13 protein-coding genes and 1 tRNA gene are annotated in these 25898 nt (G+C 71.8%); 9 read left to right on the top strand and 5 right to left on the bottom strand.

Going from position 1 to position 25898, the window contains the following annotated elements:
* Nucleotides 1–2 precede the first annotated feature (2 nt).
* Together CT688_RS05175 and CT688_RS05170 are read right to left on the bottom strand one after the other, a co-directional pair.
* Nucleotides 3–8534, bottom strand: coding sequence for a type I polyketide synthase (locus CT688_RS05175; RefSeq protein WP_107756028.1), 8532 nt, complete (start codon nucleotides 8532–8534; stop codon nucleotides 3–5).
* Entirely contained in the window at nucleotides 8531–14293 is a 5763-nt protein-coding gene (locus tag CT688_RS05170; RefSeq protein ID WP_156607119.1) for an amino acid adenylation domain-containing protein, read from the bottom strand. Before CT688_RS05170 ends, CT688_RS05175 begins: the two co-directional genes overlap by 4 nt.
* Before the next feature lie 158 nt (nucleotides 14294–14451).
* On the opposite strand from CT688_RS05170, the gene CT688_RS05165 reads away from it, so the two are divergent.
* The 5 genes from CT688_RS05165 to CT688_RS05145 are packed head-to-tail and all read left to right on the top strand — an operon-like array spanning nucleotide 14452 to nucleotide 20116.
* Entirely contained in the window at nucleotides 14452–15399 is a 948-nt protein-coding gene (locus CT688_RS05165; protein WP_159077986.1) for an NAD(P)/FAD-dependent oxidoreductase, read from the top strand.
* Between the two features lie 52 nt (nucleotides 15400–15451).
* On the top strand, nucleotides 15452–16978 hold the full coding sequence (locus tag CT688_RS05160; protein ID WP_159077985.1) for an ABC transporter substrate-binding protein: 1527 nt from the start codon (nucleotides 15452–15454) through the stop codon (nucleotides 16976–16978).
* Nucleotides 16978–17916, top strand: coding sequence for an ABC transporter permease (locus CT688_RS05155; RefSeq protein WP_107756024.1), 939 nt, complete (start codon nucleotides 16978–16980; stop codon nucleotides 17914–17916). Before CT688_RS05160 ends, CT688_RS05155 begins: the two co-directional genes overlap by 1 nt.
* A complete protein-coding gene (locus CT688_RS05150) occupies nucleotides 17913–18755 on the top strand; it encodes an ABC transporter permease subunit (protein WP_156607117.1) in 843 nt (280 codons plus the stop codon). The genes CT688_RS05155 and CT688_RS05150 overlap by 4 nt, the downstream gene beginning before the upstream one ends.
* Nucleotides 18755–20116 (top strand): ABC transporter ATP-binding protein, encoded by a 1362-nt coding sequence (locus tag CT688_RS05145; protein ID WP_107756022.1) that lies wholly within the window; start codon nucleotides 18755–18757, stop codon nucleotides 20114–20116. The genes CT688_RS05150 and CT688_RS05145 overlap by 1 nt, the downstream gene beginning before the upstream one ends.
* Before the next feature lie 44 nt (nucleotides 20117–20160).
* Here CT688_RS05145 and CT688_RS05140 read toward each other — a convergent pair whose 3' ends face one another.
* Entirely contained in the window at nucleotides 20161–21150 is a 990-nt protein-coding gene (locus CT688_RS05140) for a DUF2804 domain-containing protein (protein ID WP_107756021.1), read from the bottom strand.
* A gap of 190 nt (nucleotides 21151–21340) precedes the next feature.
* On the opposite strand from CT688_RS05140, the gene CT688_RS05135 reads away from it, so the two are divergent.
* Nucleotides 21341–22576: a cation:proton antiporter gene (locus CT688_RS05135; protein WP_107756020.1), complete on the top strand. Its 1236-nt coding sequence runs from the start codon at nucleotides 21341–21343 to the stop codon at nucleotides 22574–22576.
* A gap of 14 nt (nucleotides 22577–22590) precedes the next feature.
* On the opposite strand, the gene CT688_RS05130 is transcribed toward CT688_RS05135, so the two are convergent.
* Nucleotides 22591–23820 carry an Ig-like domain-containing protein gene (locus CT688_RS05130; RefSeq protein WP_182612954.1) on the bottom strand — a complete coding sequence of 410 codons (1230 nt, stop codon included), beginning with the start codon at nucleotides 23818–23820 and terminating at the stop codon, nucleotides 22591–22593.
* Nucleotides 23821–24023: 203 nt separating this feature from the next.
* On the opposite strand from CT688_RS05130, the gene CT688_RS05125 reads away from it, so the two are divergent.
* A tRNA-Lys gene (locus tag CT688_RS05125) sits at nucleotides 24024–24096 on the top strand.
* Nucleotides 24097–24192: 96 nt separating this feature from the next.
* Here the strand turns inward: CT688_RS05125 and CT688_RS05120 are convergent.
* Nucleotides 24193–24465, bottom strand: coding sequence for a DUF3618 domain-containing protein (locus CT688_RS05120; protein ID WP_107756019.1), 273 nt, complete (start codon nucleotides 24463–24465; stop codon nucleotides 24193–24195).
* Nucleotides 24466–24614: 149 nt separating this feature from the next.
* On the opposite strand from CT688_RS05120, the gene CT688_RS05115 reads away from it, so the two are divergent.
* Both CT688_RS05115 and CT688_RS05110 read left to right on the top strand, forming a co-directional pair.
* Nucleotides 24615–25115: a peroxiredoxin gene (locus CT688_RS05115; protein ID WP_107756018.1), complete on the top strand. Its 501-nt coding sequence runs from the start codon at nucleotides 24615–24617 to the stop codon at nucleotides 25113–25115.
* 8 nt (nucleotides 25116–25123) lie between these two features.
* Nucleotides 25124–25834: a TetR/AcrR family transcriptional regulator gene (locus CT688_RS05110; protein WP_107756017.1), complete on the top strand. Its 711-nt coding sequence runs from the start codon at nucleotides 25124–25126 to the stop codon at nucleotides 25832–25834.
* Nucleotides 25835–25898 lie beyond the last annotated feature (64 nt).

The following is a 25898-nucleotide window of genomic DNA, read 5'->3' as shown; positions in this document are numbered from 1 at the left end:
GCTCACCGCTCGGCCCCGGCCGCGTCGGCGAGGAACTCCCGGATCGCCGACCCGATCCGCGCCACGGCGGGGCTCCTGAGCACCGAGTAGTGATGGGCGTCCACGCCGAGGATCGTGGCGCCGGATCCGAGGGCGGCCCCCCACCCCAGATCCTCCGACCCCGCCGCGTCGTCCACGCCCATACCGACGCCGGAGTTCACCGGTGAGGTCTCGTCGGCGCGCAGCAGCAGGACGGGCACCCCGGTGCCCTCGAGTGACCGGGCCTGATGCTCCGCGAGCCCTGCCAGGTGGGAGGTGAACACCTCCAGCCGCCGGCGGGCATCCGTCGCGGCCAGTCCATTGGCCCGCAACTGCTCGGCGAGCACGTCCCCTCGGGCGCCGGGATCCGCGGCCGCGGCCATACCTCGCCGGATCGACGTCTCGGCGGACCCGACCGACGACTCCGTCGGGGAACCGTCTCCGGCGAAAGCCTGGACGGATCGCAGGTAGCGCAGGGCCACCTCGGCGTCGACCTCACCCGGAGCGAGGCCTGCGATCCGCCGGATACGGTCCGGGGTCGTCGAGTCGATCATGATCACCCCTCCCACGCGGACGCCCCGGCCCTGCAGCTCCACGGCCACGTCGTGCGCGACGGTGCCCCCCATCGACCAGCCGCCGATCACCAACGGATGGTCCTCGCCGCGGTGGGCCAGCTCGAGCAGGTCGGCGTAGGCGCACACGACGAGCGAGAGATCGTCCGGCATCGGGGTGTCGAAGTACCGGGGGTCGGGAAGCGCCAGCACGCGGTGGTCCGGGAGTTCGGCGACCAGGTCGGAGTAGCACAGGATGTCGCCGCCCGACGGGTGGAGCAGGTAGACGGGCCCACCTCCGGACTCGGACATCGGCACGAGGTGGGTCTCCGGATCGAGCGTGCTGACCCGGGCCGGCGCAGCGTGGTGGGCCGGCGTCTCCGGCCCGCGGGTGAGCTCCGCCGAATCGGCCTCGCGACGCTCGTCCACCAGGGCCGCGAGGCGCTCGACGGTGGGCTCGACCACGGCCTCCGCCGGGGCCACCACCAGCCCGGTGCGGCGGCGCAGATCCACGAGGACCCGCACCAGTCCGAGCGAGTCCCCGCCCGCGGAGAAGAAGTCGGTCGAGTCCCCGGGGGTGCTCCCCAGCTGAGACGTCACCGCCTCGCGGACATGGGCGAGGGTGGCCTCCCCGGCGGGCCGCAGGGGCCTCGGCCCGGTGCTGTCCGTGATGCCACTCGGCGAGGAGCCGTCCTGATCTTCCCGTTCCGGCCGCGGCCACTCGGTGGGTTCGAGGGCCCGGCCCGCCAGCACGTCGTCGATGAAGGCCCGCACCCGGTCGATCAGTCGCCGGTGGTCGTCGGGATCGATGACCCCCTCGGGGCAGTCGACGTTGCACACGATCTGGTCGTGTTCCGACGCCACCTGCAGGTCCACGAGGACCTGGGGAGTGCGCACCCGCTCCCACACGTCGGTCGGGTCGATGCGCCTGGTCACCGAGTGCGCCGTGGGGTCGCTGAAGCCCAGTGTCGAGGTGAACACGACCGGAGAGACCAGTCCGCGGGTGCCCCGGTGCCGCGACAACTCCCGCGCGACGTCGACTCCGTCGATCGCCGAGTCGTCGAGCGAGCGACCGACCGCGTCCCCGAAGCCGCCGGCGTGGACCGCGGGGTCGGACGACTCGGGGACCGCGACGTCCACCAGCACCGTCGAGGAGAACGCGCCCAGGACCCGGTCGATGTCGCCGGAGATCGGCGGGCGGTTGAAGTACAGGACGGTGAGCAGGAATCGCTTCTGGTCGCACCATTCGCCGAGCGCGCGGGAGTACGCCGCTCCGAACACCGCCGCGGGGGTGACCCGGGCGCTGCGGCACCGCTCGGTGAACGCCGCGGCGGTGTCGGCGTCGAGCCGAAAGGCTCGGCGTTCCATCCGCCGCACCCGATCCGGCACTGACCGCACGGGCACGCGCGGGGCCTGCGGGAGCTCGGGCAGCCGGCGCCGCCAGTTCTCCAGTGCTCGACGTGCGGCCGGCCGCGTCGCGCCCGCCTCGAGGGTCGCCACGTGGTCGGCGAAGCTCACCTCGGGCGCCCGGAAGTGGGCGTTGGGCTCGTCGTGAAAGGTGAGCAGCTGGTCGAAGAACAGGTAGAAGGACCACCCGTCCACAAACACGAGCGCGGCCACCACATGGACGCGGGCACCGCCTCCGGGCAGCAGGTGCGCCCGGATTCGGAAGGTCGGCCACTGCTCGGGGTCGGGCCCGTCGACCTCCCAGGCCGATCGGGTGTCGGCGATCGCTCGGGCGACCTCGTCGTCCGGGCTCCCGGTGAGGTCCACGATCTCGACCGGATCGACACCGAGCCGGGGGTCGTCGGCATCGAGGACGCGCTGGTAGCCGTCCTCGGTGACCACCGCGCGGAGCATCGGCTGGTGCTCGATGAGCCGTCGAGCGGCCGCGCGGAGCCTTTCCGGGTCGCACAGCGGGTCGAAGAAGTCGACGACGAAGTGCGCTGCGTCGTTGGAGAGCTGCCAGCCACCCTGGGCACCGACCCAGTAGGCCTGCTGCAGCGGGGTCAGGGGGAACGGCCGCCCCGGCTCCGCCCGGACGAGTGGCGTGGGTTCGGCATCGCCGATGCGCCACCCTGCTGCTGTCGCCTCGCGGGCGATCTCCTCGGGGCTCACCCCGTTGAGGACGTCGGCGACGGGGACCGTGACACCGACGGCTCGGAGGCCGGCCACCGTTCGCACGGCGGTGAGCGAGTCGCCCCCCAGTGCCAAGAAGTCCGCATCCGCGCTGACCTCGGCCGGGTCCAGGTCCAGCACCTCGGCCCAGGCCCCCCGGACCAGGTCGAGTGGCGTCGCCGCCGGGTCGGCCGCCCGGCCCGATGGGTCCGCCTGGCCTGACGGGTCTGCCTGGCCCGACGGGTCTGCCTGGTCTGCCGGGTCCGCGCCGGTGTCCCCCACGAGGGTGCGCACCGCGTCCCCGTACACCGCGACGGCCCGCGCGAGTCGGTCGGCGTCGACCGCCGAGGCGAGGTAGTCCCACTGGGCGATGATGCTCCCACCCCAGCGGTAGGCCTGGTGGTCCAAGACCACCTGGGGTGTCTGGCTGACCCCGCCGATGAGCTCGCCGCTCCAGTCGTCGTCGAAGCCCGACTCGTCCTCACCGCCGAGGGTGCTGGTGAACACGACCGGTATCGAGAACCGCCGACCCTCCTGGGCACTACGCATGGCCAGGACGTCGATCCCCGAGACGCTCGACCGGTCGAGCGTCTCGAACAGAGACTCGGCCACCGAGTGAAGAGAAGCGTGAGGATCAGCAGAGGTGTGCAGTGCCACCGGGGAGAGCTCGGTGAACTCCCCGATCACCCCGGCCATCTCCGGCGGACGCCCGAAGGTCGTGAGCATGACGGAGAAGTCCGATCGGCCGGACATCTCGCGGAGCATGTGGGCATACGCGGTGAGCAGCATCGCGGCCGGCGTGGTCCGCCGGCGGGCGCTCGTGCGGACCACCGCCTCGCTCAGTTCGGAGCCGAGGGTCCAGCGGTGCCGGGCGAAGCCCCCGGCCGGCACCTGCTCGGGAGACCCCGCCCCGCCGGGGGCCGCCTCGCCGGGCGACGCCGACCCACCGGGAGCAGCCCCGCCGGTGATCTCGGGCGCCGCGGGTAGCTGTCCGGCCCGCTCCGCCCACCAACGGCGGTCCTCGTCCTGCCCGGGACCAGCCGGGACTCCCCCTGCCGCGCTACTGCGCACGTGGTCGGCGAAGGTGCGCTGCGGAGCAGGGCCAGGGTCCTCGCCGCGGTACACCACTCCCATCTCGGAGTGCAGGAGGCCGAAGCTGTCGGCGTCGCAGACCAGCACGTCGACGCTCCACCCCACGTGCACCGCGTCGGCGGTGATCGCGAGGTACGGGCAGACCAGCGGCCACCGTGACGCCGGGGCGCGCCGCGTCGACAGGCGGTCACGCCACCGCCGGAGCCCGGTCTCGGGGTCGTCGGACTGCCTCAGGTCGGTCACGTCGAGCCGGAAATCCTCGGGCCTGATGTCGACCTCGTGCATCCCGTCCAGCTCGACGACCGTCCGCAGCATCGGGTGCCTCTGCACCATCGTGCGGAACGCGGCCTCGAACCGATCCGGATCCAGTGAACGGGCACGGAACTCCACGAAACTGTGGCACGCCGCGCCACCGATGCCGTAGTCGTCCTCGCGGCCCAGGAGGTACGCACGCTGGACCGGCGTCAACGGCGCCGGGTCTGTGGGATCGGGCTCGATGTCCGCATCCCCCGTGCCCGCGCCCCCCGTGCCAGAGTCCTCCGCGCCAGAGTCCTCCGTGCCAGAACCCTCCGTGCCAGAGCCCCCGGACGAGTCCTCCTGCTCCCGACCCGGATCCGACACGACGGCTCCCGCGACACCCCCCGGCGTCGGATCGTCGAGGAGGTCTCGCAGCCGCAGGTCGAGTCCCAGCTCGTCGCGGAGAGTGCCGAGCAGTCGTGTCGCGGCCAGGGACTGACCACCGAGGGCGAAAAAATCGGAGTCGGCGCCGACCTCGTCCCGGTGGAGGCCGAGCGCGTCAGCCCACAGTTCGCACAGACGCGAGAGCGACGCACGGGCCTCCTGCCCGTCCGAGCTCTCCGAGCCTCCCGGGGAGACCACGGTCGATGGTGTTCCGGCGGTCTGCAGGGAGACTTCGGCGCCGGTCGCGCGGTCCACATCCGCACCCTCGATCGTGAGCGGACGGCGGCTGGCGATCACCGTTCCCCGGGACGGTCCGGCGGCGATCCGCCTCAGCAGCGTCGAGGCGTAGTCCGGATCCAGCGCATGTCTCAGCAAATTCCGGGCGAATGCGGCGTCATCGGCGTCGGTCGTCCGCCATCCGTCCCAGGCCACCGCGATCCGCCGGGTCCGCGCTGCCGGCGAGGCGTTCTCGCAGCGCAGTTCCACAGCCCGGCACGACACGGCGTACGCGGCCAGACCGAAGCCACCGGAGACGGAGGCCAGTGACGACATAGCCACGAGGACATCGGGGGCGCGCTCGCCGAGCTGCGCCACCGCGTCCTCGAGGGCGTTCCAGACCTGCACCCGCGCACGATCGTGGGCCAGCAGGGTCTGCGTCCCCGATTCCTGGACCGTCGCGAAGCTCTCCCTGCCCACCACCCCGGTGCACTGGACAACGACCAGTGGGCCGCCATCCGGGAGAGCGCGAACCATCTCGGCGAGGGCGGTGGCGTCGAGGCCGTCCCAGGTGACGACGGATGCGCCCCGGGGGGCCAGCTCGGCGGCGATATCTCCCGCATGACGACGGGTGGTCAGGGTGACGCTTGCCCCGGCAGTGAGGAAGGAGGAGGCGAGGTGGCGTCCCACGGTGCCGAGTCCGCCGATCACCACGACGCGCGGGGGCGCCTGGTCCGGGCCCTCGTCCGGCTCGTACGGCTCGATCGACGCCGGATGGTCGACGACGACCTCGTCCTGCCACGAGTCCCCGGTGAGGTGGACCGTGGTGGGCCAGCGGGCCGGCCCGTGACGGTGCAGGTCGGCCGCCAGAGCGCGCCCGGCGCGATCGGGGTCGCCGTGGTGCACGACGATCCCGGCCAGGTCGAGCTCGGGGTGCTCGGCACGCACCGACGGCAACGCGGCCAGCACGGCCGCCGTCAGCTCGGGATCACCCGCGCGGGCGTCGACCGTGACGACGAGAGGACCACCGGACGCGAGTGCGTCCTGGATGGCGGTGCGGAGTCCGTCCAGAGCACCGAGCGGCGGGCCTTCGGCGCGCCAGACGACCGCCCCGTGCGGAATGTGGTCGACGTCCGACGGCGCGACCCGATCGCGACGGGCCCTGCGGCGCAGTTCGGACGGGCTCGCCGCCGGGGTCGTCCCGTCCGGCTCGGCCCAGGCCCGGGTGCGGTCGAAGGGATAGCGCGGCAGCGGGTGCGCCCCGCGTCGTCCGGTCAGGAGCCCGTCTAGGTGCACATCACGGCCGGCGACGTACACCTGGCCGAGGGCCCGCAACACCCCAGAGCGCCGCAGGCCGCCGTCGTCGTCGGCCAGCGTGACGATCCTCTGCAGCCCGGTCGGGGCGCACTCGCGGGTGAGGGAGGCGAGTACCGAGCCGGGCCCGAGGTCGACCACGGTGAACGCTCCCCCCAGGTCATCGGCGATCCGCGCCAGGGTCTCGTCGAAGCGCACAGAACCGCGCAGGTGGTCGGCCCAGTGTTCGGGATCACCGACCTGTTCCGCGGCGACCGGCCCCGCCGTGAGACAGCTGTAAAGCAGACCCCGGGGATCGTGTGCTGTGAGACCTGAGGCCGCATCGCGGAGCTCGGGCATCGCCGAGACCACGTGCGTCGAGTGCCCCGGGACGGAGATCCGGACCCGCGTGGCGTCGTCACCGAGTTCATCGACCAGCCGGGTGATCACCGCGGTCGATCCCGCCAGCACTGACGACCGCGGCGAGTTCTGCGCCGCGATCTCGAGCCCGGGGAAACGATCCAGCAGATCCGGGATCGACTCGGCACCGCGCCGCACGCGCGCCATACCTCCGGGCTCGAGTGTGGACAGGGCCCGGGCCCGCCGGGCGACGAGCCGCATCGTCTCGACGGCCTCGAGCGCTCCCGACAGGACCGCGGCGGCGTATTCCCCCGAGGAGTGGCCGATCCAGGCATCGGGCCGCGGCCCGCCTCGCAACCACAGCCGCCCGGCGGCCACCGTGGTGGCGAACAACGCGGGGAGGCCGAGCAGGGGGTCGTCGGCATCGGCCGGGACCACCCCGGCGGCGGACGGGCAGCACACCCGACGCAGGTCATCCCCCAGGATCTCCCGGGCGACCGCGGCGAGGTCGTCGATCAGCGCCCTGGCCGAGGGCTCCGTGCCGTAGAGATCCTCGGCCATCCCGGTCCGCTGCGCGCCGCCCCCCGGGCAGGCCGCGACCACGGCGGGGGGCCGGGTCTCGACCAGGCCCGCGGCGGTGACCGTCTCGAGCACCGTGCCGTCGGCGCCGTCGACGACGAGTGCGGCCCGCAGCCCCCGGGGCCCGGCTGAACTGGCGAGCGAGTGGGCGAGATTGGGGACCGCGGTCGCGCTGGGCGCACCGGTGGTCGCCGACGCCGCGGTCCGGGCGGTCGAGACCATCCCGTCGAGCGCGGCGCGGCTGGCCGCACCGAGGAGCCACAGCTGCGGACGGGGATCGGGATCGGTGTCCGGCGTGCGGCCGGAGTGCGCCACCACGACGTGCGCGTTGGTGCCGCCGAACCCGAGCGAGCTGATCCCGGCGACGCGCGGCCGATCCGGGTCCCAGTCTGACGGGGCGTCGGCGCAGCGGAGGGCGGAGCCGGCGAGCCCGAGGTCGGGGTTGGGATCCGCGCAGTGCAGCGAGGCCGGGATCACTCCCCGCTCGACCGCGAGCACCGCCTTGATGAGGCCGGCGACCCCGGCGGCCGCCTCGGTGTGCCCGATGTTGGACTTGATCGAGCCGAGCAGACACCACGGTCGCTCCGCCCGCCCGAACACCCTGTGCAGCGCCGCGACCTCCACGGGATCGCCCATCCGGGTGCCGGTACCGTGCCCCTCGACGTATCCGATGTCGCGTGGCCCCAGGCCCGCGCCGGCCAGTGCCTCGGCGATGACCGAGGCGTGTCCGTCGACGCCCGGCACCACGAACCCGGCCTTGGCGGCTCCGTCGTTGTTGACGGCACTGCCCCTGATCACCGCTCGGATCCGGTCCCCCGACCGCACGGCGTCACCGTAACGGCGCAGGACGACCGCGCCCGCGCCCTGAGTGAACACCGCTCCGGAGGCACCGTCGCCGTAGCTCCGCGTGTGCCCGTCGACGGAGAACGGCCCGTCGGGGACGTAGACGTACCCGTGAGAGGCCGGCACCCGCACGGTGACCCCACCGGCGACCGCCATGTCCGATTCGCCGCTGCGCAACGATTCCACCGCGAGGTGGACCGCGACCAGGGAGGTCGAGCAGGCGGTGAGCACGGTCTGCGCGGGCCCGGTGAGGTTCATCCGGTAGGCGATACCGGTCGCGAGGTAGTCCGGCATGGTCCCCAGCGCGATCTGCATGGCATGGGCCGGATCGGTCCCGCCGGACGGGTCGAAGGACTGCCGGAACGCGTGGTGGAGATACGCGGAGGGAGAACATCCGGCGAACAAACCCACCCGGTCCACGCCTGAGCCGTGCCCGTGGCCGGCGTCGTCGAGCGCGTGCCACACCTCCTCCGCGAAGACCCGGTGTTGCGGGTCGAGGTACCTGGCCTCGTGCCGGCTGAGTTCGAACGCGGCGAGATCGATGCCGTCGATCGGGCCGAGGTCCGACCCGGTGGGCACGAAGCCCGGGTGGTCGACGAGCTCCGAGGGTGCGCCGGCGCGACGCGCGGCCTCGCGATCGGTTCGCACGACCCCCTCCCTGCGGTCGAGCAGCAGCCTCCACAGCGCCTCGACGTCGGGCGCGCCGGGCAGGCGACAGGACATGCCGATCACGGCGATGTCCGACTCGTGGTGCGCCAGTCGCGGATCGACGGGACGGGTCATGAATTGGTCTCCTGCCGGATGCGGCGGCGCTGACGCCCGCGCTCACGGGCCTGCGCGAGCGGGTCGTGCGCATCGGGGCGGATGGCGGGCCGGGATCGGTCCGGGTCGGCGTGTGGGGTCACGTTCGGGTTCTGGGCCGGGTTCACGCTCGGGCTGGGTTCCCGGATCGGTTCGGGGCTCAGGGCTGGTGCGGCCTGCATCCCCGCGGCGAGCGATCTGATGTCAGGGTGGGCGAAGAGTTCCGCGAGCTCCACCCGGTGCCCTCGGTCGGCGAGTACCCGGCGGAAGCGGACGAGATCCATCGACGTCATCCCGAGTTCGAAGAAGCCCCGGTCGAGCTCGTCGTGTGACGGGGCCCTCCCGAGCACCTCGGCGACCGTGGCGCGCACGACGGTCAGCAGGTCGCCGTCGTCCCCCTCGACCGCGAGACGTCCCCGGATCGTCGTCGATCGGCGACGACCCAGTTCGGCGACATCGCGTCGCGGTACTCCTGGCGTCGCAGTGGAGGGAAAGCCGGGCTCGTGCCAGCGGTCGTCTCCGTCGGCCAGCGTCGTCACCGTCGCGGCCAGAACATCGGCGACCGCGTCGAGCACGCCATCGAGGAATGCGTCCTCCACCGCGTCGAGGACGAGCAGCAGCGAACCGTCGCTGTCGCGGAAGCTCTGGAGATCGATCAGGACCTGCGGCGTCGAGCTGATCGAGTGGACCGGCTCACCCAGCTGCGCCAGCGCATCGCACGCGGCCGGTCCGCCCGTCCACCCGGTCAGACCGGAGGAGTAGACCACGGGGAGCACGCCGGTGCCGCTGCCCGAACGGAGATGCTCGCGGATCCGGGTGTTACCGTGGCCGGATCCGTCGCGTCCGAGATCACGGACGCCCTCGAGTAGACGGGTCGCCGCGGCGCGGGCACGCTCGCTCGTGGACCGGCCCTCCGGGGGATCCAGCACGACGGTCGAGGTGTACTCCCCCACGACGTCCCGATGCTCGGCGGGGCGGTCGAGGACGGTCACCACGACCGGGGGTCGGTGCCCGTCATCGGTGGCCAGGAGCTCGGCGAACACGGTGACGAGGACCGCGTCGAGGGTGGCCCGGTGGACTGCACATCGCCGAATCAACTCCGTGGTGGTGCGCGGGTCGAGCTGGCGGCGTCGACGGGTGAACCGCGAGCTCTCGGGCGGGCGGACCGGCAGGAGGACGCGCGGCCTCGGTGCCCCCGCCTGCGACGAATCCGGCAGCGCCGAGTCCCCCTGCGCCGCCCCGGCTCGGGCCTCAGCCCAGCTGAGGAATGCACCCTGGGGTCGGTCGACGGGGTCGCCCCGGTACGCCGCGGTCAGGTCACGGGCGATGATCTCCGCTCCACGGACGTCGCAGAACAGCATGTCGAGAATCAGCACGACCATCCATCGGGAGACCTCCGCGGCGGGCGCCGGTAACCGCACCGCACGGAGCTCGAGCCAGGGCCGCCCGCTCTGGGGGTCGTGGATCCGGGACATCTCCTCTGCTCGGCGGCGTTCACGCTCGGCGCGCACCTCGGCGTCCGTCGCCACGCTCAGGTCCTCGATTTGCAGTCGCGGCCGGGCCGCGGTGTCGAGGACCTGCCGGCCGTTGTCGTCGACTCGCGCCGACAGCATGGGGTGGGCATCGACGATCGTGTCCAACGCCCGCTCGAGCGCCGGGACGTCGAGACCGCCCACCTCGACCTCGGTCCGATAGCGCGGCGCGACCGGGCGGCCCAACCACGGGTCCGCACGGCCGACGAGATAGGCCACCTGCATCTCTGTCAGAGGGGCGCTCGTGGCCACCGTTTCAGGGGGCTCCGCGATGGCGGGCTCGGGCGTGAGCGTCTGAGCTGGGCCTGAGGGGCGGGATGCGCGGTCCGACGGCGGTGCGGTCCTCCGGCCGAGGCGCAGCACGACGAGGTGGTCTGGCCCACCGGCCGTGGCCTCCGCCTCCAGGCCCTCCTCGGCTGCGGCCTGCTCGATCCGGCTCAGCCACCGACCGGCCGCGAGCAGCTGTGATCCGAGTGGGCCGTCTCCAGCGGCGATCGTCACCTCCACACCGGAGCCGGCACGGGCCACATCGAGAAGGTCCGTGCCCGAATCGTGCGGGGCCGGCGGCGCGGGGAGGGCCGGGACCTGCGGCGCGTGGCCGGGCGGGGCCGGCGTGGAGGCGGCCGGAAGGTCCGCGGCATCTTGATCGGACTGGATCGCGGGCTCGGGGACCGGGTCGTCGCGGAGGATCCGGTTTAACGGTGTCGCCAGGAGTTCCTCGAGATCCGGCCGGGAGCCGGTGAGGTCCTCGACGAGATTCGCTATGCGCACCACGGCGAGCGAGTCCAGACCGGCAGCCAGCGGTTCGAGCGCCGGATCCACACCGTCCGGGACCACTGCGGCCAGCTCGGGTGCCAAGCCTGCCGAACCACTTGCGAGCGCCTCCGGCCGAGACGCCGCGGGTTCGGCCTGCGCGGACGTCGCCGGTGCTGGGGTCGACGAGGCGGGGGGCGACGAGTCCAGGGTCGACGAGGCGGGACTCGACGGTGCTGGGCTCGACGCGGCAGAGTACGACGAGGCACTCGCGAAGGGGTCCGGAAGCGCTTTGTGGTCGATCTTGCCGTTCGCTGTGACCGGTAGCTCCCGGTGGATCAGGACAGCGGTAGGAACCATGTACGCCGGAAGCGCCTCCCGGAGGGCGGCGCGAATCGCACGCTGGTCGAGTCCGGACTGCGGGGTGAGCGCGACATGCCCGACCAGGCGTTTGCCACCGCCGGGGCCGTCGACCGCACTACAGACTCCCGCACGCACCCCGTCGAGGCGCGTGAGTGCTGCGTCGATCTCTCCGAGCTCCACGCGATAGCCGTTGATCTTGACCTGTCGGTCGACGCGACCGAGGAACCGGATCGTCCCGTCGGGCAACCACATCCCCTCGTCGCCGGTGCGATAGAGGCGTTCGCCGTAGACGGGGTGGACCCGGAACCGCTCCGCGGTCTGTTCCTCGTCGCCCAGATACCCGCGCGCCACGCCGTCGCCGCCGATGAACAACTCGCCCGCGACTCCGATCGGGACCGGCTCCCCGTCCGGGCCGTCGAGAATGCGGAACCACTGCCCGTCCAGCGCCGTGCCGTAGGGAATCGATGGCCACTGCGGATGGACGTCGCCGATGACGTGGTGAACCGACCAGATGGAGGCCTCCGTCGCCCCGCCGAGACTCACGACGACGGCATGCGGGGCGAGGGCGCGGAGTCGATCCGGCAGCGTCACCGGGATCCAGTCACCGGACATCATGACCAGCCTGAGCGAGCCCAGCGCGGTGCGCGCGCGCTCGGGATCCGATTCCGCGTAGTCGACGAGCATCTCGGCCAGGGCAGGCGCGGAGTTCCAGACCGTGACGCCCTCGGTCTCGATCGTGCGCAGCCAGTGCTCGGGATCGGCCTCCGAGCCGCGTTCGGGCAGGACCAGTCGCGCGCCGGCGGACAGGCCGCCGAAGATGTCCCACACGGACAGGTCGAAGCTCAACGCGGACAACCCCAGGACGACGTCCGTCGGACCGGGATTGAACCGGCGCGCCAGGTCGTCGATCGTCGTCCTGGCCTGAGCGTGTTCGATGGCGACGCCCTTGGGCTCTCCCGTCGAGCCCGAGGTGAAGATCGTGTACGCAAGTCCGGCCCCCTCGACGGGTGCGGGACCGGGACGAACCGCATCGTCCGCAGGCCGCTGGACCACGGCGGGTATCGCCGTGACCCCGTCGGGCATGTCCGTCCCCTGCGCGGCGACAGCGACCCGGGCGCCGGCTCGGGCCGCGATACGTTCCACGCGCGTGAGCGGCCATGCCGGGTCCACGGGCACGTAGGCGGCCCCGGCCGAGGTGATCCCGAGGACGATGCCGATCTGTTCGACCGACTTGCCGAGCAGGACGAGGACCGGCTCCCCGGGTGTGACCCCCCTGGAGTACAGCTCACCGCGGGTCCACGCAGCGATGGAGGCGAGTTCGTCGGCATCCGCGACGCGGTCCCCTTGCGAGACCACGCGCCGCGTCCCGTCCGCGTCCAGCGCCGCCAGCACCGGGTCGTGCAGACCCGGGCCGGAGTCGTAGGCCACCGGTCGCGGCCGCGGGGTACGGACCCAGGGGTCGAGAAACAGACCCGGTCGCGTCCAGGCGGCCTCGTCGCGGGCCAGTACCTCGACGGCCCTCTGGACCGCGCGGCGCATGCCGTCGACGACGCCGTCGTCGACCGCCCCGACCACGTGGTCCCAGGCGAGGACGAGCGCGTCGTCCTCCTCCCAGTGGATGGCGTCGAGCAGGACCTGGGGAGTCTGGGACACCCCGAACCCGCGTCGGCCGAGCCAGGCGTCCGTGCGGGACCCGGCGCGGTCCCCTACGGAGGAGGTGAAGACGACAGGGTGTTCGGGGATCCCGTTCGTCGGCCCGAACAACTCGCCGACCACACGCGATGCAGGCACCGCGCTGTGGTCCACCGCGTCCCAGAAGTTGCGCGTCACCCGGAGGGCGTAGTCCACGAAGCCCTCGGCGCACCCCGTGTGACCGGTGTCGAGAAGAGCGGTCCGGGTGGTGTCCCCCACGCCCGCGTCCTCGCGGGCCTCGGGGTCGAAGAGTGTGGTGACCAGGCAGAAGCGCTCCCGGGCGCCGAAGCGCCGGAGCGCGGCCGCGAACAACGCCGCCAACGCCCCCGTGGGCGAGACACCCCACGCCCGGGCCGCTACGCGGAAATCCTCCCAGACGTCGGAGCCGACCCGGCCCTCCGACCGCCGGAACCGTGGCGGGGTCAGCTGATCGGCCCGAAGGTGGGTGGTGTCCCACGGCCCACCCGGCAGGTCCTGCGCCCTCCCGCGCCAGAACTCCATGGCGTCCCGCTCGGCGGCCTCGGTGCGTGGCAGGGCGGGTGGGGGCACGGCAGACGGGGGCGCCGCCCTCACCCCGCGGCCCTCCGCGCTCTCACCCGAGCGTTCGTGCCGGTGTTCCGAACCCCACTCGTCGAGCACTCGCCGTATCCCGGGGAAGTCGATGAGCAACACATCGAACCCCACGCACAGGACCAGGGACCCGTCGGGCCGCACTACGGCAGCGAACGTGTGCACCGGCCATCGGTGGGCGGGCGCGCGACGGTGGGACAGGTCCTGCCGCGCCTCATCCTCGGCAGCCTGTGGGTCGGGGTGCGAGCGGAGATCCACGATCTCGAACCGGTGGGCCCCCGGATCGTCGAGCACCCGGCCCACGCCGTCGCGTCCCACCACCGCCCGGAGCATCGGGTGGCGGGCCACCACGCGGTTCCACGCCGACTCGAGCTCTCCCACGGTGGTGAGGGCGTCAGTCCCGGCAGGCAGCACGAACTCGTACTCGGAGTAGAAGTACGTCGAGACGCCGCCGAGCGGGTAGTCGTCACCCCGGCCGACCCAATAGGTGCCCTGTACGGGAGTCAGAGCGAACGTATCCGGGACCTCCTGACCGCCCGCGTCGGCGGGGGTCATCGCCGTCGACACCTCCGCGGCCACCTTCTCCGCGGACACCGGCCCGGCCGCACATCTCCGCTCGAGTGTCGTCAGGTCGATGTCTCCGACGAAGTCCCGCAGGGGGATCCTCACCCCCGTGCGCTCCACCAGCAGCCGCTGGAGCCGCACCGCCGAGAGCGAGTTCAGCCCCAGGTCCACCAGCGTCCCCGGGCCCACCGAGTCGACCTCCAGGACGTCGCAGACAGCAGCTTCGACCACGGACCAACTCGACGGCATGCCCCACCTCTCGCTCACAACACAAAGCGTCGCTGTCCGGACTGAACCACGGCGACACCGGCACGACTCTATTGATAATGAGTCTCGTTATCAATAGAGTCTCTACAGTCGTTGCCCGTCTCCCCGTTGTTGGAAGGGGGGTCCGCGCGTCCTCGCACCACCACCAGGGAGCCGCCATGTCCTCACCCATCCCCGACGCAGTCGAGGTCGCCGTGATCGGAGCCGGTCCGGCCGGGCTCACGGCGGCGCTCGTCCTGGGCCGCCAGAAGCGGACGGTCGTTCTGGTCGACTCCAGCCAACCGCGCAACGCCCCCGCGACCGAGATGCACATGTATCTCGGCCTCGACGGCAGGTCCCCGAAGGACCTGCGCAGGACGGGGATGGAGGAGGTCGCCGGTCATCCCAACGTCGAGATCGTGCATTCCACCGTGACGGGCATCGAGGTGACCGGCCCCGACACACCGGTCAGTCTCGCCACCTCGGATGGCAGATCATTCCTGGCCGAACGGCTGCTCGTCACCGCCGGGGTCCGAGACGACGTGAGCGGGATCCCCGGTGTGGTGGAGCGCTTCGGACAGGGCGTCTACCACTGCCCGTTCTGCCACGGCCACGAGGTCGACGGGCGGCGACTCGCCGTCCTCACCGACGCCCCGGAGAACCCGGCCCAACCCGGACTGCAGGCGGTCTATCTGGCCACCCACTTCTCCCGCGACGTCACCCTGCTCACCAACGGTCATCCGGTCCCGGACGAGATCCGCGAGACGCTCGCGCGCAATGGCGTTGGGCTCGAGCACCGGCCCGTGACCGAGCTCGGCGGGACCGACGGCGCCCTCACGGTCTCGGTCGGCGACGAGGAGCTCACCTTCGGTGCGGTCTTCCACACCCCCCGCGAGCAACCGCGCGACTCCGTGCTGGGCCTCGATCTCGAGACCGAGGGCGCGCACATCCTGGTGGACTGGCAACAGCGCACGTCGGACCCACGCGTGTTCGCGGCCGGCGACTGCGCCCGTCGTCGCGATGACCCCGTACCGCTGGCGTTCGTGGCCCGCGCCGTCGCCGCCGGACAGGCCGCAGGATTGTGGATCGACCAGGACCTCTTCCGCGCCCAGGCCGGTCTCGGCTGACGCAGTCCCACCCCACCCGTCACCACCCACTCACCTAAGGATCACCACTCTCATGGATCGCCGCGGTTTCCTCCGTCTCATCGCCGTCACCGGTGCCGTCACCGGCGCCGGACTCGCCCTGGGCGCCTGCGCCACCGAGGACGGAGGCGCGAACGGGACCGGCACCGGGACCGGCTCGGGCACAGGCGGAGACGGGGGCACCGTCCGTGTGGCGGCGATGGTCTCCCCGGGGGACACGCTCGACCCCGCCGCGGCGACCTCACCGGGAGCCTGGGTGGGCATCTTCGCTCTGTACGACTCCCTGGTGGTCCTCCTCGACAACGAGCCGGTATCCCAGCTGGCCGAGTCGATCACCTCCAACGACGCGGCGGATGTGTGGACGGTCCGGCTCCGGCCCGACGCCACCTTTTCGGACGGCTCACCGGTGACCGCCGAGGACGCCCTCGCCTCGCTGGTCTACACGGCCGCGTCCCCGATGGCCGGGTCCTTCCTCGCCCCACTGGACACCGCGGCGTCCCGTACGGTCGACGAGCGCACGCTCGAGCTGCACCTCAGCGCTCCGCGCGCAGACTTCGTCGAGGCTGTCCTGGCCCCGCAGAGCGGCGTGTTCAAGGACGGCGACCCCGACTCCGGCATCGGATCGGGACCGTTCGTCCTCGAGTCCGGATCGTCCGAGGACGGGTGGGTCTTCACACCCAACCCCCACCACCCGGGCGTCGGCATCGACCGACTCGAGGTGTGGTCGGTCCCGGACCCGGATGCGCGAGCCCGGGCCGTGGTCTCCGGCGACGTCGACTACGCCAACGACCTCCCGGTGACCGCCGCGCGGACGGTGGCCGAACCGGCCCGCATCACCGAGGGAGGCCCGGCGGACTCCAAGGCGCTCGGCCTCATCCTCAACACCCGTGTCGCGCCGTTCGACGACGAGCGGGTACGGACGGCGTTCAAGCTGCTGGTCGACAGGGAGACGCTCGTCGGCACCGTCCTCGGCCAGGGCGCCGTCGTGGGCGAGGACGTCCTGGGCAAAGGCATCAGCGGCTATCCCGACGAGCTGTCCGAGATCTCCCGTGACGTCGACCGGGCACGGTCCATCCTCGCGGAGGCCGGGGTCGACGACCTGACGTTGGTGACCTCCGACGTGGTTCCCGGCCTCAACGACGCCGCCGAGCTCCTGGTCACCCAGGCCCGCGAGGTCGGACTCACCCTCACTCTGGAGCGTCGGGACCCGGCGGCCTACTTCGCCGACATCCCGGGACTCATGGAGTTGCCGCTGTTCTCCCTCTACTGGGTCAACCGTTCGACGGCCACAGCGCTACCGTTCACCACGGGTACCGCCGGCGGCTTCAACCTCGACGGATTCGGCGCCGACGCGGCGTGGGACCGGCGCCTGGCCGACGCCGCGGCCATCACCGACGACGCCGAACGGCAGGCGGCGGTCGCAGCGCTCGCCACGGAGGTGTCCGAGCGGGGGGGCCAGCTCATCTGGGGATACCAGCCGTTCCTCAACGCCACCACCGACGCCGCTGGTGACGTCCCCTCGAGCCAGTCCGCACCGTTCTTCGGGTCCCGCCCCGACTGATGACGCCCAGACGCGCCGCGGCGCGGATCGCCCAGACGCTCCTCACCTTGGCGGTCACCGTCGTGCTGGCGTTCTGGTTGGTCGACGCACTCCCCGGAGATGCCGCCACGGCGTCATACGTCACCACCGACGCCGCCTGGCTCGCCCGGCGACGGGCCGAGCTCGGACTCGACCTCCCGGTGGCCGAGCGCTTTGCCGAGTGGCTGGCGGGGATGCTCCGGGGTGACCCGGGACTCTCGGTCTCGGGCACGCCTGTCGTCGATCAGATCAGGGAGCCCCTGGCTCGAACGGGCCTGCTGTTGCTCGCGGCGATCCCCGTGGCAGTGGTGGCCGGACTCGGCGGCGGGGTGCTCGCCGGTGCCCGCGCCGGGTCCCGTACGGACCGGGCGACCTCACTCACCGCGGCCGCGGTGCTCGCCACCCCGGAGTTCGTCCTCGCCGTGATTCTCGTGTCGGTCCTGTCGGTCCGGCTCGGCCTGCTCCCACCGGTCTCGCTCGTCCCACTGGGCGGGAGCCCACTGGACCGGCCGCAGATCCTCGTGCTCCCGGCGCTCACCGCAGGGTTGGCCGTCGGTGCGTGGCTGCAGCGGACCGTCCGCGCCGTGGTGGCCGCCGAGGCCGCGCGCCCACATGTTCGGGCCGCACGACTGGCCGGGATCCCGCCCCTGGCCGTCCTCGTCCGCCACCTGCTGCCCGGGGCGGCGGGTCCGATCGTCCAACTCTGCGCGCTGGCCGTGCCCGGCCTCATCGGCGCGGCGCTCGTCGTGGAGGTGGCGTTCGGATACTCAGGCGCCGGCAGCCTGCTCGTCACCCTCATCGCCAACCGCGACACCGTCCCGGTCGCCACACTGGTCACCGTGGCCGCCGGCGTCACCGCCGCGTCGCTGCTGCTCGCCGATCTGACCACAGGCGGCGGACCCCAGCGGTGGCTCCGGTGACCCTCCCCCGCCTCGTCCGCGCCCGCCCTGCCCGCATGCACAGTGCCCGCCCACACTATGTCCGCGCGCTCCTGGTCGGACTGCTCGCAGCGGGTCTGGGCCTCGCCCTCCTGGGGCCGTTCATGGCCCCCGCGCTCGGGTTGCCCGACCCGGACGCCGTGGCGGGCGGAGCGTTCACCCGGGACAACGCGGTGTGGGGCACCGACCGGCTGGGACGGGACGTCCTGTCACGAGCCCTTCACGGCAACCTCCCGCTCGTGACGATCTCCGTGACGGCGGCGGTCCTGTCGACCGCGATCGGAGCCGCCGTCGGGCTGACACTCGCCTGGATCCCCGCACTGCGACCGGTCGTCCGATTCGCGACCGACGTCCTGGTCACCCTCCCTCCGGTGCTCGTCATCCTGGTCGTGGCCACTGCTGGGAACGGCTCGGCCGTGGTCGTGGCGGCGGTGACGACGCTGCTGTTCATTCCGGTGAGCTCGCGCTATCTGGAGGCCGCGAGCGCACCCCTTCTCGACTCGGGGTTCGTCGAGGTCGCGCGTGCGGAGGGACGGACGAGACTGGACGTGACGGTCCGGGAGGTCATCCCGGGCCTGTCGCGACCACTTCTCACGGAACTGTCTGTCCGCTTCACCAGCGCCGTTTACCTGGTGAGCACGCTGGCGTTCCTCGGCGGCGGGGTGGGAGGGGGCGGTGACGACTGGGCGTCCACCGTCCGGGATTCGATCGCCGGGGTAACGCTCAACCCGTGGTCCGTCGTGGTGCCCGCCATCGGGATCGCGCTACTGACGGTGCCGCCTGCACTCCTGGCCGACCGGGAAGGGCACGGGGCGATCTGATGGTGACCGCCTCCACCCTCTCCGTGCGCGACCTGGTGATCCGGGACCGGAGCGGCGCGCCGCGTCTCGAGGTGCCGCGCCTGAACGTCGAGCCCGGTGAGCGCCTGGTCGTGGTGGGCCCGTCCGGTGCCGGGAAATCGACCCTCGCCCACGCCGCCGTCGGCGACGTTTCCCCCGGCCTGCGGGTGACCTCCGGATCGGTCCTCGTCGACGGCGCGGACGCGCTGGGGGCGAGCCCCCGGCACCTGCGCCGACTCCGCCGTCGCAGCTGCGTCGTGGACCAGGATCCGGGCGTGGCGCTGACACCGTGGCGCCGGGTCGATCAGCTCGTCGAGGAGAACGCGGCCCGCCCGGGCCTGGGCATACGCTACGCGCGGGACCTGGGGCTCCCCGTCGAGGAGGGATGGCTGCGTCGACGACCGGCAGAACTCAGTGGCGGCCAACGGCGCAGGGTGGCCATCGCGCGCGCTCTGTCCGTCGATCCGGGACTCGTCGTGCTCGACGAACCCACGGCCGGACTCGACCCGGACACCGCGCGAGCGTTCACCGAACTCCTCCTCTCGGTGACGGCCGGACGCACGCTCGTGCTGGTCACCCACGACGCCCGTCTGGCCCGCGAGGTGGGCGGGACGGTGGTGACCGTGGACGGCGGCCACATCGAGGAGACGGCCCCGGCGCTGCGCCCGGTCCGGTGGCCGGCCCGAGTTGCTCCCACCTCCGGGGGGACGCGCATCGGCCTCGCTTTCGACTCGCTCGCGGTGGCGTACCCGAACTCCGCGCTCATCGGACCACTCGATGCCGTCGTACCCGCCGGGTCGGTCGTCGCCCTCGCAGGTCGCTCGGGTTCGGGAAAGTCGACGGTGCTGCGCGCTGCCGCCGGCCTCCATCCCCCAGCCCGTGGGAGCGTACGGCTCGACGGAGAGGAACTCGCGCCGCGGGTCGAGGATCGGCCCAGAACCCACATCGACTCCATCGCTCTGGTCCCGCAGGACTCCTCGCTGGCGCTCGCCCCGGCGGTCACGGTGGGTCGCAGACTCCGCCGGCTCGCGCGTGATCACCGCACCGACCTGGCGAGGGTCTGCGAGGAACTGCAGCTCGGTTCCGAGTTGCTGGACCGCCGACCCGGTGCGCTCTCCGGAGGGCAACGACAGCGCGTCGCCCTGGCCGCGGCGATCCTCCGCGAGCCGGACGTGCTCCTGGTCGACGAGCCCACCGCAGCACTCGATCGAGCGACGGGCAGTGCCGTACTCGCCAGACTCGAGCAGGCGTCGGCCGCCGGGGCCGCCGTGCTCGTGGCGACGCACGACGCGGACCTGATCTCCCGCTGCGACTCGGTTCTCGAGCTGCCGGACGTCGGGTAATCTCCCCACACCGGGTGCCGAGACCCAATGCCGGCACCCGGCACCTACCAGCGGTTACGTGACTCCTCTGCCCACCCGGTGAGGCCGTCCAGGCTGACGGCGGTGCCATCATCGAGCACCCCGGTACCGGACCAGGTCCCGAAGGCCTGGTGGGTCCGCACGGCCAGGATCCCGAGTTCGGTGATGTCCCGGCGGAGGTGGAAGGGGGTGAGTGTGGCGTCCACGCGCTCCCCTCGGACCCGCCAGGCCCCCGCCGGATCCGCCAGGTCATACGTCCACCGCAGATCCTCGCCGATCTTGTGCAGGCGGCCATCGTGGAGTATCCCGTTCTCCGTGGACCCGGTCCCGTCCGTCCACCGGCCGCCGACCTGCAGCGCGCACGGCACTCCGTCCACCACGCCGCTGCCCGCTCCCCAGTTCCAACGGGTGGCGTACCGCCACCGCCCGCGCCCGCGGTCGAGAACAGCCCACCCGGTCCCGAGGTCGTGGACGACCCCGTCCAGGGTCACCGAGCCGGTCACGGGGTTGGCGAGATCCTTGAGGGTGTACTGGAACCGGCGCCTACTCCACGGCACCACCACGCCGAGGCTGTCGTGGTCCGGACGGACGATGTCCAGGCTTACCTGGAGACCCGCCGCCCGCACCCGGATTGCGGTGGTGCCCTCGTCGTCGTCGATCTCGACGCGCACCCGCCCCGAACCCACTCCGGCCGACGCGTGCACCGTCCCCACCCCTGCGGCGTCGCTGAACGCCGGCCGACCGAACGGACTGACCGCACCGCGCGAGGTCTCCACTCCGGTGCGGCGGTCCAGGACGTAGACCGCGCAGGTGGACAGGTAGTCGAGCCCGGCCACGGTCAGGCCCACCACGAACCGGTCGGTCACGACACCCCAGTACTCCCAGCGCTTGGTGCGACCCCAGCCGGCGATCGCGGTGCGGTGCAGCGGCGTACGGGTCCACCCGACCGCGGCCGGATCGAGTCGGCGGCCGCGGGCGAGGTCGGTGGGCACGGTGATCTCACGCTCGTGGGACATGTGTCCAGTTTTCCATTGCACGACACCGCGGCCGTCGGCGAGGCCCGCCGCTCCCTCGGAGTGGCCCGCCGCTCCCTCGGAGTGGCCCGCCGCTCCGTCGGCGAGGCCCGCCGCGGGAGTAGAGGGACCGATGGCGCGGCCGCCCGGGGTTGCCTAGGGTTCCGGTGGACCGGACTGACCTGGAGGCCACGTGTCCACACTCGATCTGTTGCTCGCGACGGTCGGCGCGCTCGGCGTCGTGATCGTCGCGGTGTCCGCGCGACTCCACCGGTGGCCCGTGTCGGAGCCCCTCATCGCGCTCGGGGTCGGCATCGTCCTGGGGCCGGCGGTCGCCGGGGTTCTCGACGTCCCCGACATCGTCGCCGACCCCTCGACGCTCCATCGCGGCGCGGAGATCCTTCTCGCCGTCTCCGTGATGGGTGTGGCGCTGCGTTATCCCTTTTCGGCGATACGACGTCACTGGCGGCGTCTGGCCCTCCTGCTGCTGGTGGTGATGCCGGCGATGGCGCTCATCTCCACCGGTCTGGCGATCTGGGCGCTGGGCATCCCCATCGCGGTGGCGTTGCTCTTCGGCACCGCGATCTGCCCCACGGACCCCGTTCTGTCCTCCGCGGCGGTGACCGGCGACGCCGCCGAGCGGGACCTGCCCGAAGACGACCGGCAGCTGCTCTCACTCGAATCGGGGGCGAACGACGGATTGGCCCTTCCTCTCGTCGTGATCGCGCTCGCCGTGGCGACCCCGCTCACCGCCGGGCAGGCCGCCCTGGAGATCGGCTGGCAGATTCTCGGGGCCCTGGCGTTGGGTGTTCTCGCCGGGGTGGCGGCGGCCAAGGCCCTCCATTTCTCGGAGCGCCACGACGCCGCCGAGAACGGCCCGATTCTCATGTTCACCCTGCTGTTGGCCCTCCTGGTCCTGGGCTGCTCGGGCCTGCTGGGAGTCAACGGGGTGTTCGCCGCGTTCGTCTCGGGACTGGCCTTCAACCTGACCAGTGCCGGAAACGAGAGGCGGGTGGAGGTGGAGATCGACGAGGCGATCAACCAGTTCGCGGTCCTACCGTTCTTCCTGGCCCTGGGGGCGATGCTGCCGTGGGCGGAGTGGGCGCGGTTGGGGTGGGGAGCGGTGCTGCTCACCGTCGCGGTGCTCGTACTCCGGCGTCCGCCGGTGCTTCTCGCCCTCATGCGCCCCCTCGGACTGCGCGTTCGCGATGCCGCGTTCCTCGGCTGGTTCGGTCCGGTCGGCGTCGCGGCGGTGTTCTACCTGACCGAGGAGGCGTCCCGGGCGGGTCCGGATTCGCTGCTGCTCGGCGTGGGCACCCTCATCGTGGTGGCCAGCACCCTCGCCCACGGCGTTACCGCGGCTCCCGGTCGTGCGGTGTTCAGAGCCGCCGGTCGACGCGACGACCGGGCCGCCGATCACTCCTGCTGAGGGTGCTGCGCACGTCAGGCGGTGCCCGCGTCCGCGTTCCCGGCCTTCCAGGTCTCCCACGGGATGTTCCAGTCACCCAGACCGTCCCACCCCGGCAGCGTGGGGCCGACCGTGCCGGAGACCTCGAAGATGTCGCCCCGCTTGGCGTTGTCGTAGAACCACTTCGCATCGGCCGTGGTGACGTTGAGGCACCCGTGGCTGACGTTCTGGCTGCCCTGGGCCCAGACGGACCACGGCGCGGCGTGGACGAAGATGCCGCTGTACGACATCCGCGTGGCGTACTGCACCGGGGTGCGGTAGCCGTCCGGCGAGTCGACCGGAACGCCGTAGGTCGAGGAGTCCATCACCATGGAGGCCAACTTCTCCCCGATCACGTACGTGCCGTTCGGCGTCGGGGTGTCGGCCTTGCCCATCGAGGTGGGCATGGTCTTGATCACCTCGCCGTTGCGCTCGACCACGATCTGCTTGGTCGAGTCGTCGACCCGGGAGATGACCGCGTCACCGATCTGGAAATCGCTGCGCACGTTCTCCTGGCCGTACATCCCGCCGCCCAGGTCCTTGCCGTAGATGTCCACGTCGACGTCGATCGTGGTTCCCGGCGCCCAGTACTCGGCCGGACGCCACCGGACCTCCTGGTTGGACACCCAGTAGAAAGCACCCTCCACCTCTGGCTCGGTCCGGATGTGGATGTTGTCCTGCGCCGCGCGACGGTCCGCGATCGGCTCGTCGAACATCACCGCCACGGGTTGTCCGATGCCCACCGTCGCACCCTGACCCGTCGTGAGATACGCGGCGGTGAGGACACGGGGAGTGACGGTGCTGAACGTGACAGTGCTCCGGGTGACCAGACCGGCGTCGTCGGTCGCGGTGGATTCCAGCGTGTACTCGCGGCTGTACCCAAGGTCTTCGGTGGTCCGCCACTCGGTGAGATCCGGGTTGAACTCTCCCTGGACCTGCACGCCCTCCGGGTTGCGCATGACCACCGAATCGAAACGGCCGTCTCTGGCGGTGAGCACCACCGGCTCCGCGGGGTTGGCGTCGAGCGACCCGTCCTCCACGGAGACGTCGATCACCGCGGACGGCTCCGCGGGGGCCTCGGCGACCTGGCCGTCGTCCGCTCCCCCTGACCCGATGGTGCACCCTGTCAACACGAGGGAGCCCGCGAACACGGCGGCCAGCGCGATCCGGGATCTCGACCGGGCGCGGGCCCGGCGTCTGGTCCGATCCGTGTGGCGCACGTTCACTAATGGCCCCTTCCGAGCGTCATGTCCCTTCCGACCATGAACTGAGCCAGAGGGATGTCTTCACAAGTATGCATGCGTCCGCCACTGCATTTCATATCGAATTGATAAAGGATCACCGCCTCCTGGCCCGTCTACCCCCGTCCTGACCAGGCGATTTCGTGTTGACGGCGGGGCCCTGTTACTGTTTCTCTCGCACCACGCGGGCGCCATTAGCTCAATTGGCAGAGCAGCTGACTCTTAATCAGCGGGTTCGGGGTTCGAGTCCCTGATGGCGCACAGAAGCGAGAGGCCCTCCCCGGTCGGGGAGGGCCTCTCGTCGTCGTGGTTCCGGTGAGCGGGCCCGGCGCGGGGACGCGGGCCGGGCGCGCCGACTCAGGCCCGGCGCGCCTCGAGATAGGCCTCGATGCGACGACGCTCCTTGCGCTTGTTGGCGATCGACACCGAGATGCCGCCGAGGATCAGCGCCGCCACTCCGCCGAGCACTGCGAGTACCCGGGGATCGGTGAGGGCGGCAACGGCCCTCTCCTTACCCTCTTCGGCCAGGTTCTTGGGATTGACCCGGTCGACGATCTCGTCCAACGTCGTCGCGAGATCGTCACGCGCCTTGGCGATGTCGCCTTCGATGCTGTCGTAACTCCTGGACACGAGACCTCCGTCAATCGCTCGTCACGCGGCTGGCCGCGGATTCTGGACCCCGCCCACGGTACTGCACCCGCCGATGATCCGCGCCCGCGCGCCGACGCATCGGATAGGTTGGTGTGATCACAGACCCCGACCCGACTCCAGGAGCACCGGTGACCACACCACGGCTCGAGGTGGGCCAGACCGCCCCCGACTTCACCCTCCCCGACGCCGACGGAAACCCCACGTCGCTGCAGGACCTGCTCACCGCGCACGGGCGCGTGGTCGTGTACGTCTACCCAGCCGCTCTGACGCCCGGCTGCACCACCGAGACCGTGGACTTCGAGGGAGCCCTCCAGGAACTGCGGGAGGCCGGTATCGGGGTGGTGGGGGTGTCACCCGACGCGCCGGAGAAGCTCCAGCGCTTCCGGGACAAGCACGGCATCACATTCCCTCTGCTGTCCGATCCGGACAAGACCATGCTCACCGAGTGGGGCGCGTTCGGCGAGAAGAAGAACTACGGCAAGACAGTGATGGGCGTGATCCGCTCGACGTTCGTCGTGGACTCCGACGGGACGATCTCCCTGGCCCGGTACAACGTCCGGGCCAAGGGTCACGTGGCCATGCTCTCCAAGCTCCTCGGCGTGGACCTGCCCGAACCCGCGGAGGGCTGAGTTCACCCATGCCGGCCGAACCGCACGAGCGGATGCAGGACCAGACCCCGGACTCTGTTGACGAGGCCGTCCAGGATGAACCGAACATCCTGGTGCCCCGGCGCCGGCCCATCCAGGAGAGGAGCCGGCGCAAGTTTCAGGCACTGCTGTCCTCCGCCCGCGATGTGCTGGTCGAGGTGGGATTCGATTCGTTCACCTGCGAAGAGGTGGCCTCCCGCGCGGGAGTGCCGATCGGGACGCTGTACCAGTTCTTCGCCAACAAATACGTGCTGGTGTGCGAGCTGGACCGCCAGGACGCGCACAGCGTGATCGAGGAGGTCGAACGCTTCGCGCAGAAGATCCCCGCGCTGGACTGGCCGGAGCTGCTCAACGACTTCCTCGACCACCTGGCGGATCTGTGGCTGCGCGATCCCTCCCGGCGAGCGGTCTGGCTGGCCACGCAGGCCACCCCTGCCACTCGAGCCACCGCCGCGGTCAACGAGCGCGAGCTGGCCAGGATGATCGCCAGCGTGCTCGCCCCGCTCATGCCGTCCACCGAACGGCAGCGCCGCGCCTTCATGGCCGACGTGCTGGTCCACGTGTCCTATTCGATGCTCAACTTCTCCGTCAGCGCCGGTTCCGCCACGGGCGAGGACATCCACGACGCCACCGTCACCGAACTCAAGCGGATGCTCACCGCGTATCTCTGGCTGGCGGAGAAGGAAGCCCAGGCGGACTGACGCCGTCGGCACAGGCGGCGCTTCGCCCCTCGGATTCGCCTGCGCCCCCGGAGGTACGCGGGCG

Origin of the sequence: Dietzia sp. JS16-p6b (assembly GCF_003052165.1) — a bacterium.
Taxonomy (GTDB): domain Bacteria; phylum Actinomycetota; class Actinomycetes; order Mycobacteriales; family Mycobacteriaceae; genus Dietzia.
This window is presented reverse-complemented; position numbering and strand designations above follow the sequence as displayed.

What these genes read in the sequence shown, in the direction of transcription:
- CT688_RS05175 (WP_107756028.1), bottom strand. Translation starts at nt 8,534, where the DNA reads ATGACCCGTCCCGTCGATCCGCGACTGGCGCACCACGAGTCGGACATC.
- CT688_RS05165 (WP_159077986.1), top strand. Translation starts at nt 14,452, where the DNA reads ATGTCCTCACCCATCCCCGACGCAGTCGAGGTCGCCGTGATCGGAGCC.
- CT688_RS05160 (WP_159077985.1), top strand. Translation starts at nt 15,452, where the DNA reads ATGGATCGCCGCGGTTTCCTCCGTCTCATCGCCGTCACCGGTGCCGTC.
- CT688_RS05155 (WP_107756024.1), top strand. Translation starts at nt 16,978, where the DNA reads ATGACGCCCAGACGCGCCGCGGCGCGGATCGCCCAGACGCTCCTCACC.
- CT688_RS05145 (WP_107756022.1), top strand. Translation starts at nt 18,755, where the DNA reads ATGGTGACCGCCTCCACCCTCTCCGTGCGCGACCTGGTGATCCGGGAC.
- CT688_RS05140 (WP_107756021.1), bottom strand. Translation starts at nt 21,150, where the DNA reads ATGTCCCACGAGCGTGAGATCACCGTGCCCACCGACCTCGCCCGCGGC.
- CT688_RS05110 (WP_107756017.1), top strand. Translation starts at nt 25,124, where the DNA reads ATGCCGGCCGAACCGCACGAGCGGATGCAGGACCAGACCCCGGACTCT.